This window comes from Azoarcus sp. DD4 (genome assembly GCF_006496635.1).
In the GTDB taxonomy this organism is placed as follows: Bacteria; Pseudomonadota; Gammaproteobacteria; order Burkholderiales; family Rhodocyclaceae; genus Azoarcus.
In genome coordinates, this window is the sequence record NZ_CP022958.1 from 2883547 (window position 1) to 2898471 (window position 14925).

11 protein-coding genes are annotated in these 14925 nt (G+C 62.0%); 7 read left to right on the forward strand and 4 right to left on the reverse strand.

Annotation, left to right across the window (positions count from 1 at the left end; all coding sequences use genetic code 11):
* Positions 1-71: 71 nt before the first annotated feature.
* From clpX to tig, 3 genes are read right to left on the reverse strand one after another with little or no spacing between them, the layout of a single operon-like run.
* Entirely contained in the window at positions 72-1340 is a 1269-nt protein-coding gene (gene clpX, locus CJ010_RS13300) for an ATP-dependent Clp protease ATP-binding subunit ClpX (RefSeq protein ID WP_141018478.1), read from the reverse strand.
* A 17-nt stretch (positions 1341-1357) separates the two neighbouring features.
* Positions 1358-1996 carry an ATP-dependent Clp endopeptidase proteolytic subunit ClpP gene (gene clpP, locus CJ010_RS13305; protein ID WP_141018479.1) on the reverse strand — a complete coding sequence of 213 codons (639 nt, stop codon included), beginning with the start codon at positions 1994-1996 and terminating at the stop codon, positions 1358-1360.
* A 17-nt stretch (positions 1997-2013) separates the two neighbouring features.
* On the reverse strand, positions 2014-3327 hold the full coding sequence (gene tig, locus CJ010_RS13310; protein WP_141018480.1) for a trigger factor: 1314 nt from the start codon (positions 3325-3327) through the stop codon (positions 2014-2016).
* A gap of 335 nt (positions 3328-3662) precedes the next feature.
* On the opposite strand from tig, the gene CJ010_RS13315 reads away from it, so the two are divergent.
* The 7 genes from CJ010_RS13315 to nadC all read left to right on the forward strand — a co-directional run bounded on the left by CJ010_RS13315 (position 3663) and on the right by nadC (position 13265).
* Positions 3663-5585, forward strand: coding sequence for a PrkA family serine protein kinase (locus tag CJ010_RS13315; protein WP_141018481.1), 1923 nt, complete (start codon positions 3663-3665; stop codon positions 5583-5585).
* A 60-nt stretch (positions 5586-5645) separates the two neighbouring features.
* Complete coding sequence (locus tag CJ010_RS13320; RefSeq protein WP_141018482.1) at positions 5646-6914, forward strand: YeaH/YhbH family protein; 1269 nt, start codon at positions 5646-5648, stop codon at positions 6912-6914.
* Positions 6911-8446 carry a SpoVR family protein gene (locus CJ010_RS13325; protein WP_141018483.1) on the forward strand — a complete coding sequence of 512 codons (1536 nt, stop codon included), beginning with the start codon at positions 6911-6913 and terminating at the stop codon, positions 8444-8446. Before CJ010_RS13320 ends, CJ010_RS13325 begins: the two co-directional genes overlap by 4 nt.
* 54 nt (positions 8447-8500) lie before the next feature.
* Positions 8501-10012, forward strand: coding sequence for an NAD(P)H-hydrate dehydratase (locus tag CJ010_RS13330; protein WP_141018484.1), 1512 nt, complete (start codon positions 8501-8503; stop codon positions 10010-10012).
* A 138-nt stretch (positions 10013-10150) separates the two neighbouring features.
* Positions 10151-11398 carry an HD-GYP domain-containing protein gene (locus CJ010_RS13335; RefSeq protein WP_141018485.1) on the forward strand — a complete coding sequence of 416 codons (1248 nt, stop codon included), beginning with the start codon at positions 10151-10153 and terminating at the stop codon, positions 11396-11398.
* 39 nt (positions 11399-11437) lie between these two features.
* Complete coding sequence (locus tag CJ010_RS13340) at positions 11438-12331, forward strand: DMT family transporter (protein ID WP_141018486.1); 894 nt, start codon at positions 11438-11440, stop codon at positions 12329-12331.
* An 85-nt stretch (positions 12332-12416) separates the two neighbouring features.
* On the forward strand, positions 12417-13265 hold the full coding sequence (gene nadC / locus CJ010_RS13345) for a carboxylating nicotinate-nucleotide diphosphorylase (RefSeq protein ID WP_141018487.1): 849 nt from the start codon (positions 12417-12419) through the stop codon (positions 13263-13265).
* Between the two features lie 93 nt (positions 13266-13358).
* Here the strand turns inward: nadC and thrC are convergent, their stop codons facing one another.
* Entirely contained in the window at positions 13359-14822 is a 1464-nt protein-coding gene (thrC, locus tag CJ010_RS13350) for a threonine synthase (RefSeq protein ID WP_141018488.1), read from the reverse strand.
* Positions 14823-14925: the final 103 nt, after the last annotated feature.

Consider the following 14925-nt stretch of genomic DNA (forward strand, 5'->3'; position numbering starts at 1 on the left):
TTTCCTTGCGAGTTTAGTCATGCCCATATGCGGGCATGACCTGGAAATTCAAGCGGCGGGTTGAACCGGTCTTAGTTTGAACCGGAGACTTTCGGTTGCTCTGCGTAAATCAGCAGAGGCTTGCTTCCTTCCTCGATGCTAGCTTCGTCGACGACAACCTTCTCCACGCCATCCATCTGCGGCAGGTCGTACATGATGTCCAGCAAGGCCGCCTCAAGAATCGACCGAAGACCGCGCGCGCCCGTCTTCCGGCGGATGGCCTTGCGTGCCACCGCATGCAGCGCAGCCGGCCGGATTTCAAGGTCGACCCCTTCCATAGCAAAGAGTTTCTGATATTGCTTGACCAGGGCGTTCTTCGGCTCGATAAGAATCTGGATCAGTGCGTCTTCATCCAGTTCCTGCAGCGTTGCCACCACAGGCAGGCGGCCGACGAATTCCGGGATCAGGCCGAACTTGACGAGATCCTCCGGCTCGACCTGACGGAAGGTTTCGGTGAGGTTCTTGCCCTGGCGGCTCTTGACCTCGGCGCCGAAGCCGATCCCCATTTTCTCGGTGCGATTACGAATGACCTTATCCAGGCCGTCGAAAGCGCCGCCGCAGATAAACAACACGTTGGTGGTGTCGACCTGGATGAAATCCTGATTGGGATGTTTGCGACCACCCTGCGGCGGGATCGAGGCTATGGTGCCTTCGATCAGCTTCAGCAGCGCCTGCTGAACGCCCTCGCCCGACACATCGCGCGTGATGGACGGGTTATCCGACTTGCGCGAAATCTTGTCGATCTCGTCGATATAGACAATGCCCTGCTGCGCCTTCTCGACGTCGTAGTCACACTTCTGCAGTAGCTTCTGGATGATGTTCTCGACGTCCTCGCCCACGTAGCCGGCCTCGGTCAGCGTCGTTGCGTCGGCCATCACGAACGGAACGTTGAGCAGGCGCGCCAAGGTCTGCGCCAGCAGGGTCTTGCCCGAACCGGTCGGGCCGATCAGCAGGATGTTCGACTTCGACAGCTCGACCTCATCCTGGCGACCGCTCAAGTGCCGCAGGCGCTTGTAGTGGTTGTAAACCGCAACAGACAAGTTGCGCTTGGCCTGGGCCTGACCGATGACGTACTGGTCGAGAATCTGGCAGATCTCGTGCGGCGTCGGTAACTTGCCCTTGACGCCCTCCGCTTCGACGGTGCCCGCGATCTCATCACGGATGATGTCGTTGCACAGCTCGATGCACTCGTCGCAGATGAAGACGGACGGCCCTGCGATAAGCTTGCGCACCTCGTGCTGGCTCTTGCCACAAAACGAGCAGTAAAGCAGCTTTTCGCCGCCCGTCTTCTTTTCCGTCATTTTCTGGTTCTCCTGTTTCAGGTATCGGCGCGGCTCGTCAGGACCTTGTCGACCAGCCCGTACTCCACGGCCGCGGTTGCGGACATGAAATTGTCGCGATCGGTGTCCTTCTCGATCTGCTCCACCGTCTGGCCGGTGTGCTTGGCCAGCATGCCGTTGAGACGTTCACGCAGATACAGGATTTCCCGAGCATGGATCTCGATGTCGGAAGCCTGGCCCTGGAAGCCGCCCAGCGGCTGATGGATCATCACCCGGGAGTTGGGCAGGCAGAAACGCTTGCCCTTCTCGCCCGCTGCCAGCAGGAAAGCGCCCATGCTCGCCGCCTGGCCAATGCACAGTGTGCTGACGTGCGGCTTGATGAACTGCATGGTGTCGTAGATCGCCATGCCAGCCGTCACCGAACCGCCCGGCGAGTTGATGTAGAAGTAGATGTCCTTGTCCGGATTCTCGGACTCAAGGAACAGCAATTGCGCGACGATGAGGTTCGCGGTGACATCGTTCACCGGACCAACGAGGAACACCACGCGCTCTTTGAGAAGACGCGAGTAAATGTCATAAGAACGTTCGCCGCGGCCGCTCTGTTCAACTACCATCGGGATCAGGCCGAGGCCGACCGGCTCCCATGCGCTGCTGTGCTGTGGTGTTCCGTTGTTCATGGTCTCTCTTCCGTGGGTTATGCAGCGTTGCCCATCAGTTCGTCAAAAGCGATCGCCTTGTCGCTCGCCTGAGCCTTGGACAGCACCCAGTTCACGACGTTGTCTTCGATCACCACCGCTTCGGCCTGCGCCAGCCGCTCGGGCTGCGCGTAGTACCAGCGCACCAGCTCCGAGGGATCTTCGTAGCTTTGCGCCATCTCTTCAACCAAGGCACGGATCTGTTCCGGCTTGGCGTGCAACTCGTTGCCCTTCACCAGCTCTGCCATGATCAGGCCCAACTTCACCCGACGCATCGCCTGATCGCCGAACCAGGCCGGCTCTACCGGAATGTTCTTCGTATCCATTCCGCGCGCGGCCAGGTCACGCTTGGCGTTCTCCGCCAACTGCCCTGCTTCGGCCTCGACCAGCGCCTTCGGCACTTCGATCGGGGTGACCGCCAGCAGCGCGTCCATCACCTGTTCCTTCACCTTCGCCTGGATGCGGCGCTTCACTTCGCGCTCCAGGTTCGCCTTCACTTCCTCGCGCAGCTTGGCGACCTCGCCATCTGCAACGCCCAGCGCCTTGGCGAAATCGGCATCGACTTCCGGCAACTTGGGCGCTTCCACCTTCTTGACGGTGATTTCGAACTGCACCGCCTGCCCCGCCAGATGCTTGGCGTGGTAATCGTCCGGGAAGGTCATGTCGAAGGTCTTGGTCGCGCCCACCGTCAGGCCGAGCACCGCCGCTTCGAAATCCTTCAGCATCGAACCTGCACCAAGCACGAACGGGAAGTCTTCCGCCTGCCCGCCTTCGAACAACTCGCCATCCTTGCGACCAGCGAAGTCAATCACCACGCGATCACCGTCTTCAGCCGCTCGATCTGTCGCTTCGAACGTGGTGCGCTGCTTGCGGAGGACGTCGATCGTCTTGTCGACCTCAGCATCGCCCACGGTCAGCGCCGGACGCTCGATCGTCTGCGCCGACAGGTCGCCCGGCACGACTTCCGGGTAAACCTCGAAGACCGCACTGAACTCCAGTGCCCCCTCGCTACCGGACTCCTTCGGCTCGATGCGCGGGTAACCAGCAACACGCAAGTTCTGTTCCCGGATCTTTTCACCGAATGCACGTTCCACGGCAGCACCGATCGCCTCGGAACGCGCTTGTGGGCCGTAGGTCTGGGCGACGATCTTCATCGGCACCTTACCGGGACGGAAACCCGGCATCTTTACGGTGCGGGCCATACGCTTGAGGCGGGATTCCACATCCTTGTCGATCTCCGCAACGGCGACGGCCATGTCGATACGGCGCTCGAGCGCGTTCAGCGGGCTCTGGATTTCCTGGTTGGTCTGCATTAAAACGATCCTGAGAAGTCAAAAAAGTACTGCCGTCACGGCCACTTATCACCACCTGAAAACCGGACTGCCAGCGGTTTTGCGGCCTAACGGACGTGTTGCGCGAAAATCCGGATTCTAGCACAGCCCCCCCACCTTCCTTCCAGAGCCATCCAGGGTCGAGAATGCACCGCGTGTAGTGAAAAATTGCATGCCGGAACGCGGAACTCGCATCGCTGCAAGGCTCTCTGATGGAGTGACCAATGCCCACGAGGGGTTAGTCGCTGCGACTTGCCGGTCTTTCGTGACGTACCCGCTTCGGGTCGGATCGACCCGCCTTGGAAGGAGGTTTTCCGATGAGCATCTTCAACGCCTATCAGGCACGTTTCGAAGCAGCACGCGAAGAAGAGATGTCGATTCAGGAATACCTGGAGCTGTGCCGTACCGACCGCTCCGCGTACGCGACGGCTGCCGAACGCATGCTGATGGCGATCGGCGAGCCGGAGCTGGTCGACACCCGACTGGATCCACGTCTGTCGCGCATCTTTTCGAACAAGGTGCTGAAGCTCTATCCAGCTTTCCGCGACTTCTACGGGATGGAAGAGGTGATCGAGCACATCGTGTCATATTTCCGACACGCAGCTCAGGGGCTGGAGGAAAAGAAACAGATCCTCTACCTGCTTGGTCCGGTTGGCGGCGGCAAGTCCTCGCTGGCCGAGAAGCTGAAGAGCCTGATCGAGAAAGTGCCTTTCTATGCGATCAAGGACTCGCCGGTACACGAATCGCCGCTGGGGCTGTTCGACGTCGAAGAGGACGGCCGAATTCTCGAGGACGACTACGGCATCCAGCGTCGCTACCTCAACACCATCATGAGTCCGTGGGCAGTCAAGCGGCTGCACGAGTTCAATGGCGACATCACCAAGTTCCGCGTGATCAAGCTCAATCCTTCGGTACTGCGGCAAGTTGCCGTCGCCAAGACCGAACCGGGTGACGAGAACAACCAGGACATCTCCTCGCTGGTCGGCAAGATCGACATCCGCATGCTTGAGCAGTACTCGCAGGACGACCCCGACGCCTACAGCTACTCTGGCGGGCTGTGCCTTGCCAACCGCGGCTTGCTCGAATTCGTCGAAATGTTCAAGGCGCCCATCAAGGTGCTGCACCCCTTGCTGACGGCGACCCAGGAAGGCAACTACAAGGGCACGGAAGGCTTTGGCGCGATCCCGTTCGACGGCATCGTGATGGCCCACTCGAACGAGTCCGAATGGGTCGCCTTCAAGAACAACAAGAACAACGAGGCGTTCCTCGACCGGATCTACACCGTCAAGGTTCCGTATTGCCTGCGGATGTCCGATGAAATTCGTATCTACGACAAGTTGCTTGCCCACAGCTCCTTGTCGGAGGCGCCCTGCGCGCCGGACACTTTGAAGATGATGGCGCAGTTCTCGGTACTATCCCGGCTCAAGGAGCCTGAGAACTCGAGCATCTATTCCAAGATGCGGGTGTACGACGGCGAGAACCTCAAGGATACCGACCCCAAGGCGAAGAGCTACCAGGAATACCGCGACTACGCCGGCGTAGATGAAGGCATGACCGGCCTATCCACCCGCTTCGCCTTCAAGGTGCTGTCGAAGGTGTTCAACTTCGATCACCGCGAAGTTGCGGCCAACCCTGTGCACCTGATGTACGTACTCGAACAGCAGATCGAACAGGAACAGTATCCACCGGAAACCGAAGCGCGTTACATGGGCTACATCAAGGAATTCCTTGCGCCGCGCTATGCCGAATTCATCGGCAAGGAAATCCAGACTGCTTACCTCGAAAGCTATTCGGAATACGGTCAGAACATCTTCGACCGTTATGTGATCTACGCCGACTTCTGGATCCAGGACCAGGAATTCCGCGACCCGAACACCGGCGAAATCCTGGATCGTTCAGCCCTGAACGACGAACTCGAAAAAATCGAGAAACCGGCGGGCATCAGCAATCCCAAGGACTTCCGTAACGAGGTGGTGAATTTCGTGCTGCGCGCCCGCGCGAAGAACGAAGGCCGCAATCCGAGCTGGACGTCTTACGAGAAGCTGCGTGCCGTCATCGAGAAGAAGATGTTCTCCAATACCGAAGATCTGCTGCCCGTGATCAGCTTCAACGCCAAGGCCAGCGCAGACGAGCAGAAGAAGCACCAGGACTTCGTCGATCGCATGATCGAGAAGGGATATACCGAAAAGCAGGTTCGCCTCTTGTGTGAATGGTACCTGCGCGTCAGAAAGTCGTCGTAAGAGTGCGAAGCCCCGCCTGCCGCACCATGCCGGTGCGGCAGCACCCACCGAGGAGGAGGCATGGTCCGCATCATCGACAGACGCTTCGACAGCAAGAACAAGAGCGCGGTCAACCGCCAGCGTTTCGTGCGGCGGTTCAAACAACAGATCCGCAAGGCGGTTTCCGAGGCGATTCAAGGCCGCTCCATACGTGACCTCGACAACGGCGAGCAAGTCTCCATTCCCGCCCGCGATCTCGCCGAGCCGCACTTCCAGCACGGCAAGGGCGGCATCTGGGAACAGGTATATGCGGGCAACGACCAGTTCTCCGGCGGGGATCTGATCAACCGGCCGCTGGGCGGCGGGTCGGGCGGTTCGGGCAGCGGCAAGGCGAGCAACGAGGGCGAAGGCGAGGACGACTTTGTCTTCCAGCTCTCGCGCGAGGAATTCCTCGACATTTTCTTCGACGACCTGGCCCTGCCCAACCTCGTGCGCACACAGCTCGCGCGCATCACGGACTTCAAGACCCAGCGCGCCGGCTTCACCTCCAGTGGCGTGCCGGCCAACATCAACATCGTGCGTTCCATGCGTGGTGCACTTGGCCGTCGGCTCGCACTGGGGTCTCCTTACAACACCCGGCTGCGGGAATTGCAAAAAGAACTGGACGAGGCTCTTCTCCGTTTCGGCGACGGTAGCGACGAGGTGCGCGCACTGCGCGACGAGATCGGCAAGCTACGGGTGAAGATCGAGAGCATTCCTTTCATCGACAGCTTCGACCTGCGCTACAACAACCGTATCAAGGTACCGCAGCCGACCACGCAGGCCGTGATGTTCTGCGTGATGGACGTTTCCGGCTCGATGGACGAGGAGAAGAAGGCGACTGCCAAACGCTTCTTCATGCTGCTCTACCTCTTTCTCAATCGTACCTACGAGCACATCGACGTTGTCTTCATCCGCCATCACACCGTCGCCAAGGAGACCGACGAGGACGAGTTCTTCCACTCTCGCGAATCCGGCGGCACGGTGGTATCGAGCGCGCTCAACCTGATGCGTGACGTGATCCGCGAACGTTACGCCGGCGGCCAGTGGAACATTTATGGTGCCCAGGCTTCGGACGGCGATAACTGGGACAACGATTCGCCGATCTGCAAGGACGTGCTCGGCAACGACATCCTGCCCTGGTGCCAGTACTTCGCCTACATCGAAATCACTCCGGGAGAGCCTCAGAACCTCTGGCGGGAGTACGAGAAGCTGCAAGGCTTCCATACCAACTTCGCCATGCAGCGCATCGAGAAGCCGGCCGACATCTATCCGGTATTCAGAGAACTCTTCAAGAAGACCCTCGCATGAAGCGATCCGCGAAGAAGATGCCCCCGCTGCCGAGCGGTTCAGAATGGTCGTTCGAGGCGATCGACCGCTACCACACCGAGATCGCGCGCGTTGCCGCAGACTATGGGCTCGACACCTATCCGGTACAGATCGAGATCATCACCGCCGAACAGATGATGGATGCCTATGCCTCGGTAGGCATGCCGGTGAACTACCACCACTGGTCCTTCGGCAAGCACTTCCTGTCTACCGAAAAGGGCTACCGGCGTGGCCAGATGGGGCTCGCCTACGAGATCGTCATCAACTCCAACCCCTGCATCGCCTACCTGATGGAAGAGAACACCCTGCCGATGCAGGGCCTGGTGATTGCCCACGCGGCCTATGGCCACAACAGCTTCTTCAAGGGCAACTACATGTTCCGCACCTGGACCAATGCGGACGCCATCATCGACTACCTCGTCTTCGCCCGTAACTACATCGCCCGCTGCGAGGAGCGCTACGGCGAGGAGGAAGTCGAGCTGCTGCTCGACTCCTGTCACGCGCTGATGAACCTCGGCGTGGATCGCTACAAACGTCCACCCAAACTTTCGCTCGCGAAGGAAAAGCTGCGCCAGGCCGAACGCGAGGAGTATCTGCAGGGCCAGGTCAACGACCTGTGGCGTACGCTGCCGCACACAGAAGCCCGTGCGGGTGCAACTGCCGAACGCCGCTTTCCCGACGAACCCGAAGAGAACCTGCTCTACTTCATCGAGAAGAACGCACCGCTGCTCGAACCATGGCAACGCGAAGTGGTGCGCATCGTCCGCAAGATCGCGCAGTACTTCTTCCCGCAGCGCCAGACCCAGGTGATGAACGAGGGCTGGGCCACCTTCTGGCACTACACGCTGCTCAACACACTCTACGACGAAGGCCTGCTCTCGGACAGCTTCATGCTGGAGTTCCTTCAGTCGCACACCAACGTCGTCTACCAGCCGCCCTACAACGTGCGCTGGTACAACGGCATCAACCCTTACGCGCTTGGCTTTGCCATGTGGCAGGACATCCGCCGGATCTGCGAGAACCCGACCGAGGAAGACCGGCGCTGGTTCCCCGACATCGCTGGCAGCGAGTGGCGCGAGACCTTCGATTTCGCCATGCGCAACTTCAAGGACGAGAGCTTCATCGCGCAGTATCTCTCACCGAAGCTGATGCGAGACTTCCGTCTGTTCGCAGTGCTGGACGATGACCATCAGGACAAACTCAAGGTATCGGCGATTCACGACGATGCCGGGTTCCGGCGCCTGCGGGAAATCATGTCCGACCAGTACAACCTCGGCAGTCGCGAACCCAACATCCAGGTCTGGAACGTCGATCTGCGCGGCGACCGTTCGCTCACACTGCGTCATCAGGAGTACCGCCGGCGCATGCTGGCTGGGACCACCGAGGAAGTGCTCAAGCACATCGCCCGGCTGTGGGGCTTCACCGTCCGGCTGGAAGCGGTCGATGAACATGGTGGCGTCGAACTCGTACACGAAACCCGGTTGGAAAAGCGTAGAGGCAACGGTCCAGGCTGAGCAGGCTGTAGAATCGGCGCCCCTAACGTGTCGCATCCAGACGGAGTTTCGCCGATGTTCGCGCCTGCCCTCCCCATCTACCCGGTCGCCGGAATCCGCGCCATCGAAGGGAAGCTGACCCCCAGTGCCCGACCGTCGCTGATGGAGCGTGCCGGACGAGCTGCGGCTGAGGACGCCGTCCGTCTCATCATGGACAGGCCGGGCCCCATCCTGATCGCCTGTGGTCCAGGCAACAACGGTGGTGACGGTTTCGTCATGGCGCGCCAGTTGCTGCAGGCCGGACGCGAGGCTGTCGTTGCCTTTGCCGGCAGCGCCGATGCACTCCCCGCCGAAGCGGCCAAGGCCTATGCGGATTTCGTCAATGTCGGCGGCAGCACGCTGGCCGATATTCCGGACGCCCCCGCCAACGGCTGGGCGCTGATTGTAGACGCCCTGTTCGGCATCGGTCTGGCGCGACCTATAGTCGGCAAGATGGCGAGATGGATCCAGGCGCTCAACGCCCTCCATGCCCCGCGGATGGCACTAGACATCCCCAGCGGGCTCGACGCCGACTCTGGCCGGCCGCTGGGAGAGACCTTTCGCGCCACCCACACCACCACCTTCATCAGTCTCAAACCTGGCCTTCTTACACTGGACGGTCCTGACTACTGCGGCGAGATTTCGGTCCAACGCCTCGAAATCGATGCCACTGCCTGGCTGCCAGGCGCCGGCAAGGTCGTACGGCCGAACCTGTTTTCCCATCTCTTGTTGCCGCGCCCGCGCAACACCCACAAAGGCCGCCATGGCGACGCCGGTGTACTCGGTGGCGATGCCGGCATGACTGGGGCGGCGCTGCTGGCCGCCCGTGCGGCACTATGGCTGGGGGCCGGCCGAGTATACGGGGGAGTTCTCGATCCGGCAGCGCCGACGGTGGATGTACTCCACCCTGAGCTGATGCTGCGTCCTGCCGACGCGCTGCCGGGATCATTGACCGCCCTCGCGGCCGGCCCCGGGCTGGGCACCAGCCTACGTGCACAGCAGCTGCTGGCGTCCGCGCTCGAACGCGATGACACGCCGCTGGTGCTCGACGCCGACGCGCTCAACCTCATCTCGCGCCACGAAGAACTGCGTACCGCACTGCTTGCACGTAAGGCGCCCACCATGTTGACGCCGCATCCGGCCGAGGCCGCTCGTCTGCTCGGCAGCGACACCGCGACGGTCCAACTCGATCGCGTTGCGGCAGCGCGCGAACTGGCGCGGCGCTTCCGCGCCTATGTCGTGCTCAAGGGCTGCGGCAGCATCATCGCCACGCCGGACGAGCACTGGTTCATCAACGGTACGGGGCACCCGGGTATGGCGACCGCCGGCATGGGAGACGTTCTCACCGGCCTGCTGGTCAGCCTGCTCGCCCAGGGTTGGCCTGCGGAGGAAGCCCTGATTGCCGGCGTGCATCTGCATGGAGCGGCGGCCGACCGCCTTGCCCGTGAGGGCGTCGGGCCCATCGGTCTCAGCGCGAGCGAGGTCATCGACGCTGCCCGTGGCGTGTTCAACGGCTGGCTGGTCGAGCGCAATCGCGCGGTGAGTTGAACCCCGCCCCTGCCCGGCATCTTTCAGGCACGGCGTGAGCTTTGCCGCACGCAAGCGGCGAATTTCATCGAAGCGGGGCTTACAATCGGGAAGCTTTTCGCCCAACGTGCACCGTCTCCAAGTCTGGCTCCGCAGCCTATGCAGAAACTCAGCGTCGACCGTCTCCAGCCCGGCATCTACATCTCGCTCGCCTCGCTAGGCTGGATGCGACACCCGTTTCTGCTCAACGAATTCCGGATATCCAGCGCCAAGCAGATCCAGACCCTGCGGGAACTGGGGCTGGGCACCATCGACTGGGATCCCGCCCGCAGCAGCGTACAACCACTTCCCGAGCAGGCTGCCGAGCCCCCCGTTCCGGGTAGCGACGACTTCGCCGCGGCTGCGCTGGCCGGCATGCTAGACGAAAAACGCGCCCGTCTGGAGGCCGTACGCGAGCGCCGCGAGAACCTGGCACGGCGGGAGCGCCAGTTCGAACAGGCAACGATCGCTGCCGGCGACATCCTCAAGGGTTTTCCCGCGCGCGCGACCGAAGCCCACGCCGGCTCAAAGGCGCTCGTCGGGCGTATCGTCGATGGACTCATCGGTGCCGAGAGCATGGTGATCCATCTCGTCAACCAGAAAGCGCGTGAGGCAGGCATGGCCTCCCATGCCCTCAATGTGATGGTGTTGTCGCTGCTGCTGGGGCGCGCAGCCAGGTTGCCAGCAGAGGACCTGCGACTGCTTGGCGTCGGCGGCCTGCTGCACGATCTCGGAAAGATGGAGATCCCGCCGCGCATCCTGCGCACCGCCAACCGCACGCCGCCGGAAGAGGCCTTCTATCGCGCGCATATCGGCTATGGCATCAAGGCGCTGGCGGCGGTGAGGGATATCGCCGTGCCGGTGCGCAACATCCTTGCATGTCATCACGAATGCTGGGATGGAAGCGGCTTCCCCAACGCCCTGACAGGCGAGAAAATCCCCCGGCTGGCGCGCATCGTCGCCATCGCCAACCGATACGACAACCTCTGCAACCCTTTCGACCTTCACGGCGCGAAAACGCCCGCCGAAGCCTTGCGCCAGATGTTCGGTACCGACAGCCGACTCTTCGATCCCGCTCTGCTGCAACTGTTCGTGAAGACGCTCGGCGTCTATCCGCCAGGCACCTTTGTCCGCCTTTCCAATGCCGCAGTCGGCCTCGTGGTGGAAACGCATCCGGACGATCTGTTGCGGCCACTGGTAATGCTGCATGATCCCGACATTCCCCGCGGCGAGGCGATGCTGCTCGACCTGAAGGAGGTCGAGCTCAAGGTCGAGGGCGCACTCAGCCCCGCGAAACTGCCGATGGAGGTTGTCGAATACCTTGCACCGCGCGGCCGTCTGGATTACTACGTGGAAGGTGCCGGCTGAATCTCACCTTTTCCCGAAAACAACAACATAAGCCCCCTGATGTCTGAACCCTCATCGCATCTGTTCCGCGCCATTTTCCTCCTGCTCGGCGCCCTTTTCTTCTTCGTATTGCTCGATGCGACCGCCAAGCACCTGGGCAAGACCTACCCGGTCCCGATGCTGGTTTGGGCTCGCTACGCAGCCCACTTCGTACTCATGATGATATTTCTCGCGCCGTCCATGCGTTGGCGGCTGGTTGCCACCAACCGCCCCGCCCGTCAGATCGTGCGCGCGATCTTCCTGCTCGGCACCACCTTCTTCGGCATCGCCGCCCTCACCCGCATGCCGCTTGCCGAAACTACCGCCATCGTCTTTGCTGCACCCTTGATCGTCACGTTGTGCGCGCGGCCTCTGCTCGGCGAACACATCGGCGTGCTGCGCTGGATCGCGGTGCTGATCGGCTTCGTCGGCGTGCTGCTGATCGCCCGCCCGGGTAGCGGACTGGTCAAGGAAGGCGTCATGCTTGCGCTCGGCGGTGCCTTTTCCTATGCCGCCTATCAGATCCTCACCCGACAACTGTCGCCTACCGAGAATCCGGTGACCATGCTGTTTTACACGGCGATGATAGGCACCGTGGCGATGTCGGCTGCACTGCCGTGGATCTGGGCCGGTCCCCTGCCCAATCTGCTCGACGGCCTCATGATCGTATCGCTCGGCGCCTGGGGTGGCATCGGTCACTTCCTGCTCACCCGGGCATTCCGTGAAGCGCCGGCATCGGTACTCTCCCCCATCCTGTATGTTCAGCTGGTGTGGGCGACGGTGGTCGGCTGGATCGCGTTCGATCACGTTCCTGATGGTGCGGCCATGCTGGGCATCCTGACCATCGCCACCGCTGGCGCCATCATCGCCATCGACAGCCGCCGTGCACCGGCAGCCGGCCGCCACAAGGCCTGAATACCGTGTTCGGCGAGTCAGGTAGGCTCGGGCCCACGGCGTGCTGGTGCTAGAATCGCCGCTCTCGTAACTCGCCCGAACCGTCATGAGCCTCTCCGAGCAACTCCGCGTCGAAATTCAGCGCAATGTTTCCGCATCCCTGGCGGAGGACATCGGTACCGGCGACCTCACCGCGCGACTCATTGCGGCGGACACCGAAGCCCGCGGCCGCGTCATCACGCGCGAGGAGGCGGTCATCTGCGGTACGGCCTGGTTCGACGCGACCTTCGCCGCGCTTAGTCCCACCGCATCGGTGCTATGGCACGTCAGGGACGGTGAAAGGGTCGAGGCCGGCCAGCTGCTGTGCGAAGTCGACGCCAGCGCGCGCGTGCTGCTGACGGCCGAGCGCACGGCACTGAACTTCCTGCAGCTGCTGTCGGGTACCGCGACCGTCACGCGGCGCTTCGTCGACGCCGTGGCGGGCACGCGCGCCCGGATCGTCGATACGCGCAAGACCTTGCCCGGCCTGCGTCTGGCACAGAAGTATGCAGTGTCGGTCGGCGGCGGGACCAATCACCGGGTTGGTCTTTACGACGGCATTCTGGTAAAGGAAAACCACATCATCGCGGCCGGCGGCATCCGTCAGGTGGTTGAGAAGGCGCGAACCATCGCACCCTCGAACGTTTTCATCGAGGTCGAGGTCGAAAGCCTCGAGCAGTTGCACGAGGCACTCGATGCCGGCGTGACCATGGTGCTGCTGGACAACATGAGTCTTGAGCAGATGCGCGAGGCGGTCAGGATTACCGCCGGCCGTGCCGAGCTCGAAGCGTCCGGCGGCGTCAGCCTGGAAAAGGTGCGAGCCATTGCAGAAACCGGCGTCGACCGCATCTCTATCGGCAGCCTGACGAAAGACGTCCGCGCGCTCGATCTGTCGCTGCGCCACGTCGAGGAATAAGAGAACCCCACACGAGATGGGCGCGTAGCGTTGCGTCCTATCTCGTTGCAGGTAGCCCACGACAGCCGGGCGGCCGTCGTGGAGTAAGCGTTATCAGACCCGTTCGCTGATGAAGCGCTTGATGGCGTCGGCGTCCGGCGCCATCACTTCCACCCGCTGCGGCAAGGCTTCGATGCCGTCGAGGTCGGCAGGACGCTCCGGTTCGCGGCCGAGCGCTTCCCGGATGGTCTCGGCAAACTTCACCGGCAGCGCCGTCTCGAGCACCAGCACCGGCACATCGGCCGGCACCGTCGCCGCCTGATCCCACGCCACTTTCACGCCGTCGGCAGTATGGGTGTCGATCATCACGCCATACTTGTCGAACACCTTGCGGATGGTCGCGAGGCGGTCGGCATGCGAACTGCAGCCGGAGACGAAGGCGAATTCGCCGAGTCGCGCAAAATCCGCCGACCCCGAGAGATCGAAAGCTTTACCGCCGTCCACCTGTTGCCAGAGCGCAGCGACCTTCTGCGGATCGCGGCCGACCAGATCGAAGACGAAGCGCTCGAAGTTGGAGGCCTTGGAGATGTCCATCGACGGGCTGGACGTCACGTGCGTTTCCGCCGCCTTGCGCGGGCGATACACGCCGCTGCGGAAGAACTCGTCGAGCACGTCGTTCTCGTTGGTGGCGAGGATGAGCTTGGCCACCGGCAGACCCATCTGGCGGGCAATGTGGCCGGCGCAGATGTTGCCGAAGTTGCCCGAGGGCACGCAGAACGCGACCTGCTGGTCGTTGCTCTCGGTAGCGGCGAAATAGCCCTTGAAGTAATAGACGATCTGCGCCGCGACGCGCGCCCAGTTGATCGAATTGACCGCACCGATCTTGTGCTTCGCCTTGAAGGCGTGGTCGTTCGAAACCGCCTTCACGATGTCCTGCGCGTCGTCGAACATGCCGGTGACGGCGATGTTGAAGATGTTGTCGTCCTGCAGCGAGTACATCTGCGCACGCTGGAAGGCGCTCATCTTGCCATGCGGCGACAGCATGAAGACGCGCACGCCGTGCTTGCCGCGCATGGCGTACTCGGCCGCCGAGCCGGTATCGCCCGAGGTGGCACCGAGGATGTTGATCGTCTCGCCACGCTTGTCGAGGACGTACTCGAACAGGTTGCCGAGCAACTGCATCGCCATGTCCTTGAAGGCGAGCGTCGGGCCATTCGAGAGTTCGAGCAGACCGAAGCGGCCGCGGCCCTCGCCATCCTTCTCCAGCCAATGCACCGGGGTGATGTCGGCCGGGTTGTCGCCGGCACGGGCATGGCAATACACCTTCGCGGTGTAGGTCTTGTCGCAGATGGCCTTGAGATCGCCGGCGGGAATATCGGTGATGAACTTCGACAGGATGGCGAAGGCGAGCTCCGCGTACGACAGCGAGCGCCAGGCGTCGAGTTCGGCGCGCGTCACTTGCGGATAGCTTTCGGGCAGGTAGAGACCGCCGTCTGGCGCCAGGCCACCCAGCAGGATGTCGCAGAATTCCGGATTGGCGGGCTGGCCGGCGTGGCCACGGGTGGAGATGTACTTCACGGAGCAGTCCTCGGATCAGCGTATTCGGCGCGTTCCGCGCATGGCGCAGACGCGAAGGCGAGAGTTTAACGAAAGCCGGCTATCCGATCGCGGATTTGTGCCG

Coding starts and splice junctions, on each gene's coding strand:
- CJ010_RS13340 (WP_141018486.1), top strand. CDS start 11,438: ATGTCTGAACCCTCATCGCATCTGTTCCGCGCCATTTTCCTCCTGCTC.
- CJ010_RS13315 (WP_141018481.1), top strand. CDS start 3,663: ATGAGCATCTTCAACGCCTATCAGGCACGTTTCGAAGCAGCACGCGAA.
- nadC (WP_141018487.1), top strand. CDS start 12,417: ATGAGCCTCTCCGAGCAACTCCGCGTCGAAATTCAGCGCAATGTTTCC.
- CJ010_RS13320 (WP_141018482.1), top strand. CDS start 5,646: ATGGTCCGCATCATCGACAGACGCTTCGACAGCAAGAACAAGAGCGCG.
- clpX (WP_141018478.1), bottom strand. CDS start 1,340: ATGACGGAAAAGAAGACGGGCGGCGAAAAGCTGCTTTACTGCTCGTTT.
- CJ010_RS13330 (WP_141018484.1), top strand. CDS start 8,501: ATGTTCGCGCCTGCCCTCCCCATCTACCCGGTCGCCGGAATCCGCGCC.
- CJ010_RS13325 (WP_141018483.1), top strand. CDS start 6,911: ATGAAGCGATCCGCGAAGAAGATGCCCCCGCTGCCGAGCGGTTCAGAA.
- clpP (WP_141018479.1), bottom strand. CDS start 1,996: ATGAACAACGGAACACCACAGCACAGCAGCGCATGGGAGCCGGTCGGC.
- CJ010_RS13335 (WP_141018485.1), top strand. CDS start 10,151: ATGCAGAAACTCAGCGTCGACCGTCTCCAGCCCGGCATCTACATCTCG.
- tig (WP_141018480.1), bottom strand. CDS start 3,327: ATGCAGACCAACCAGGAAATCCAGAGCCCGCTGAACGCGCTCGAGCGC.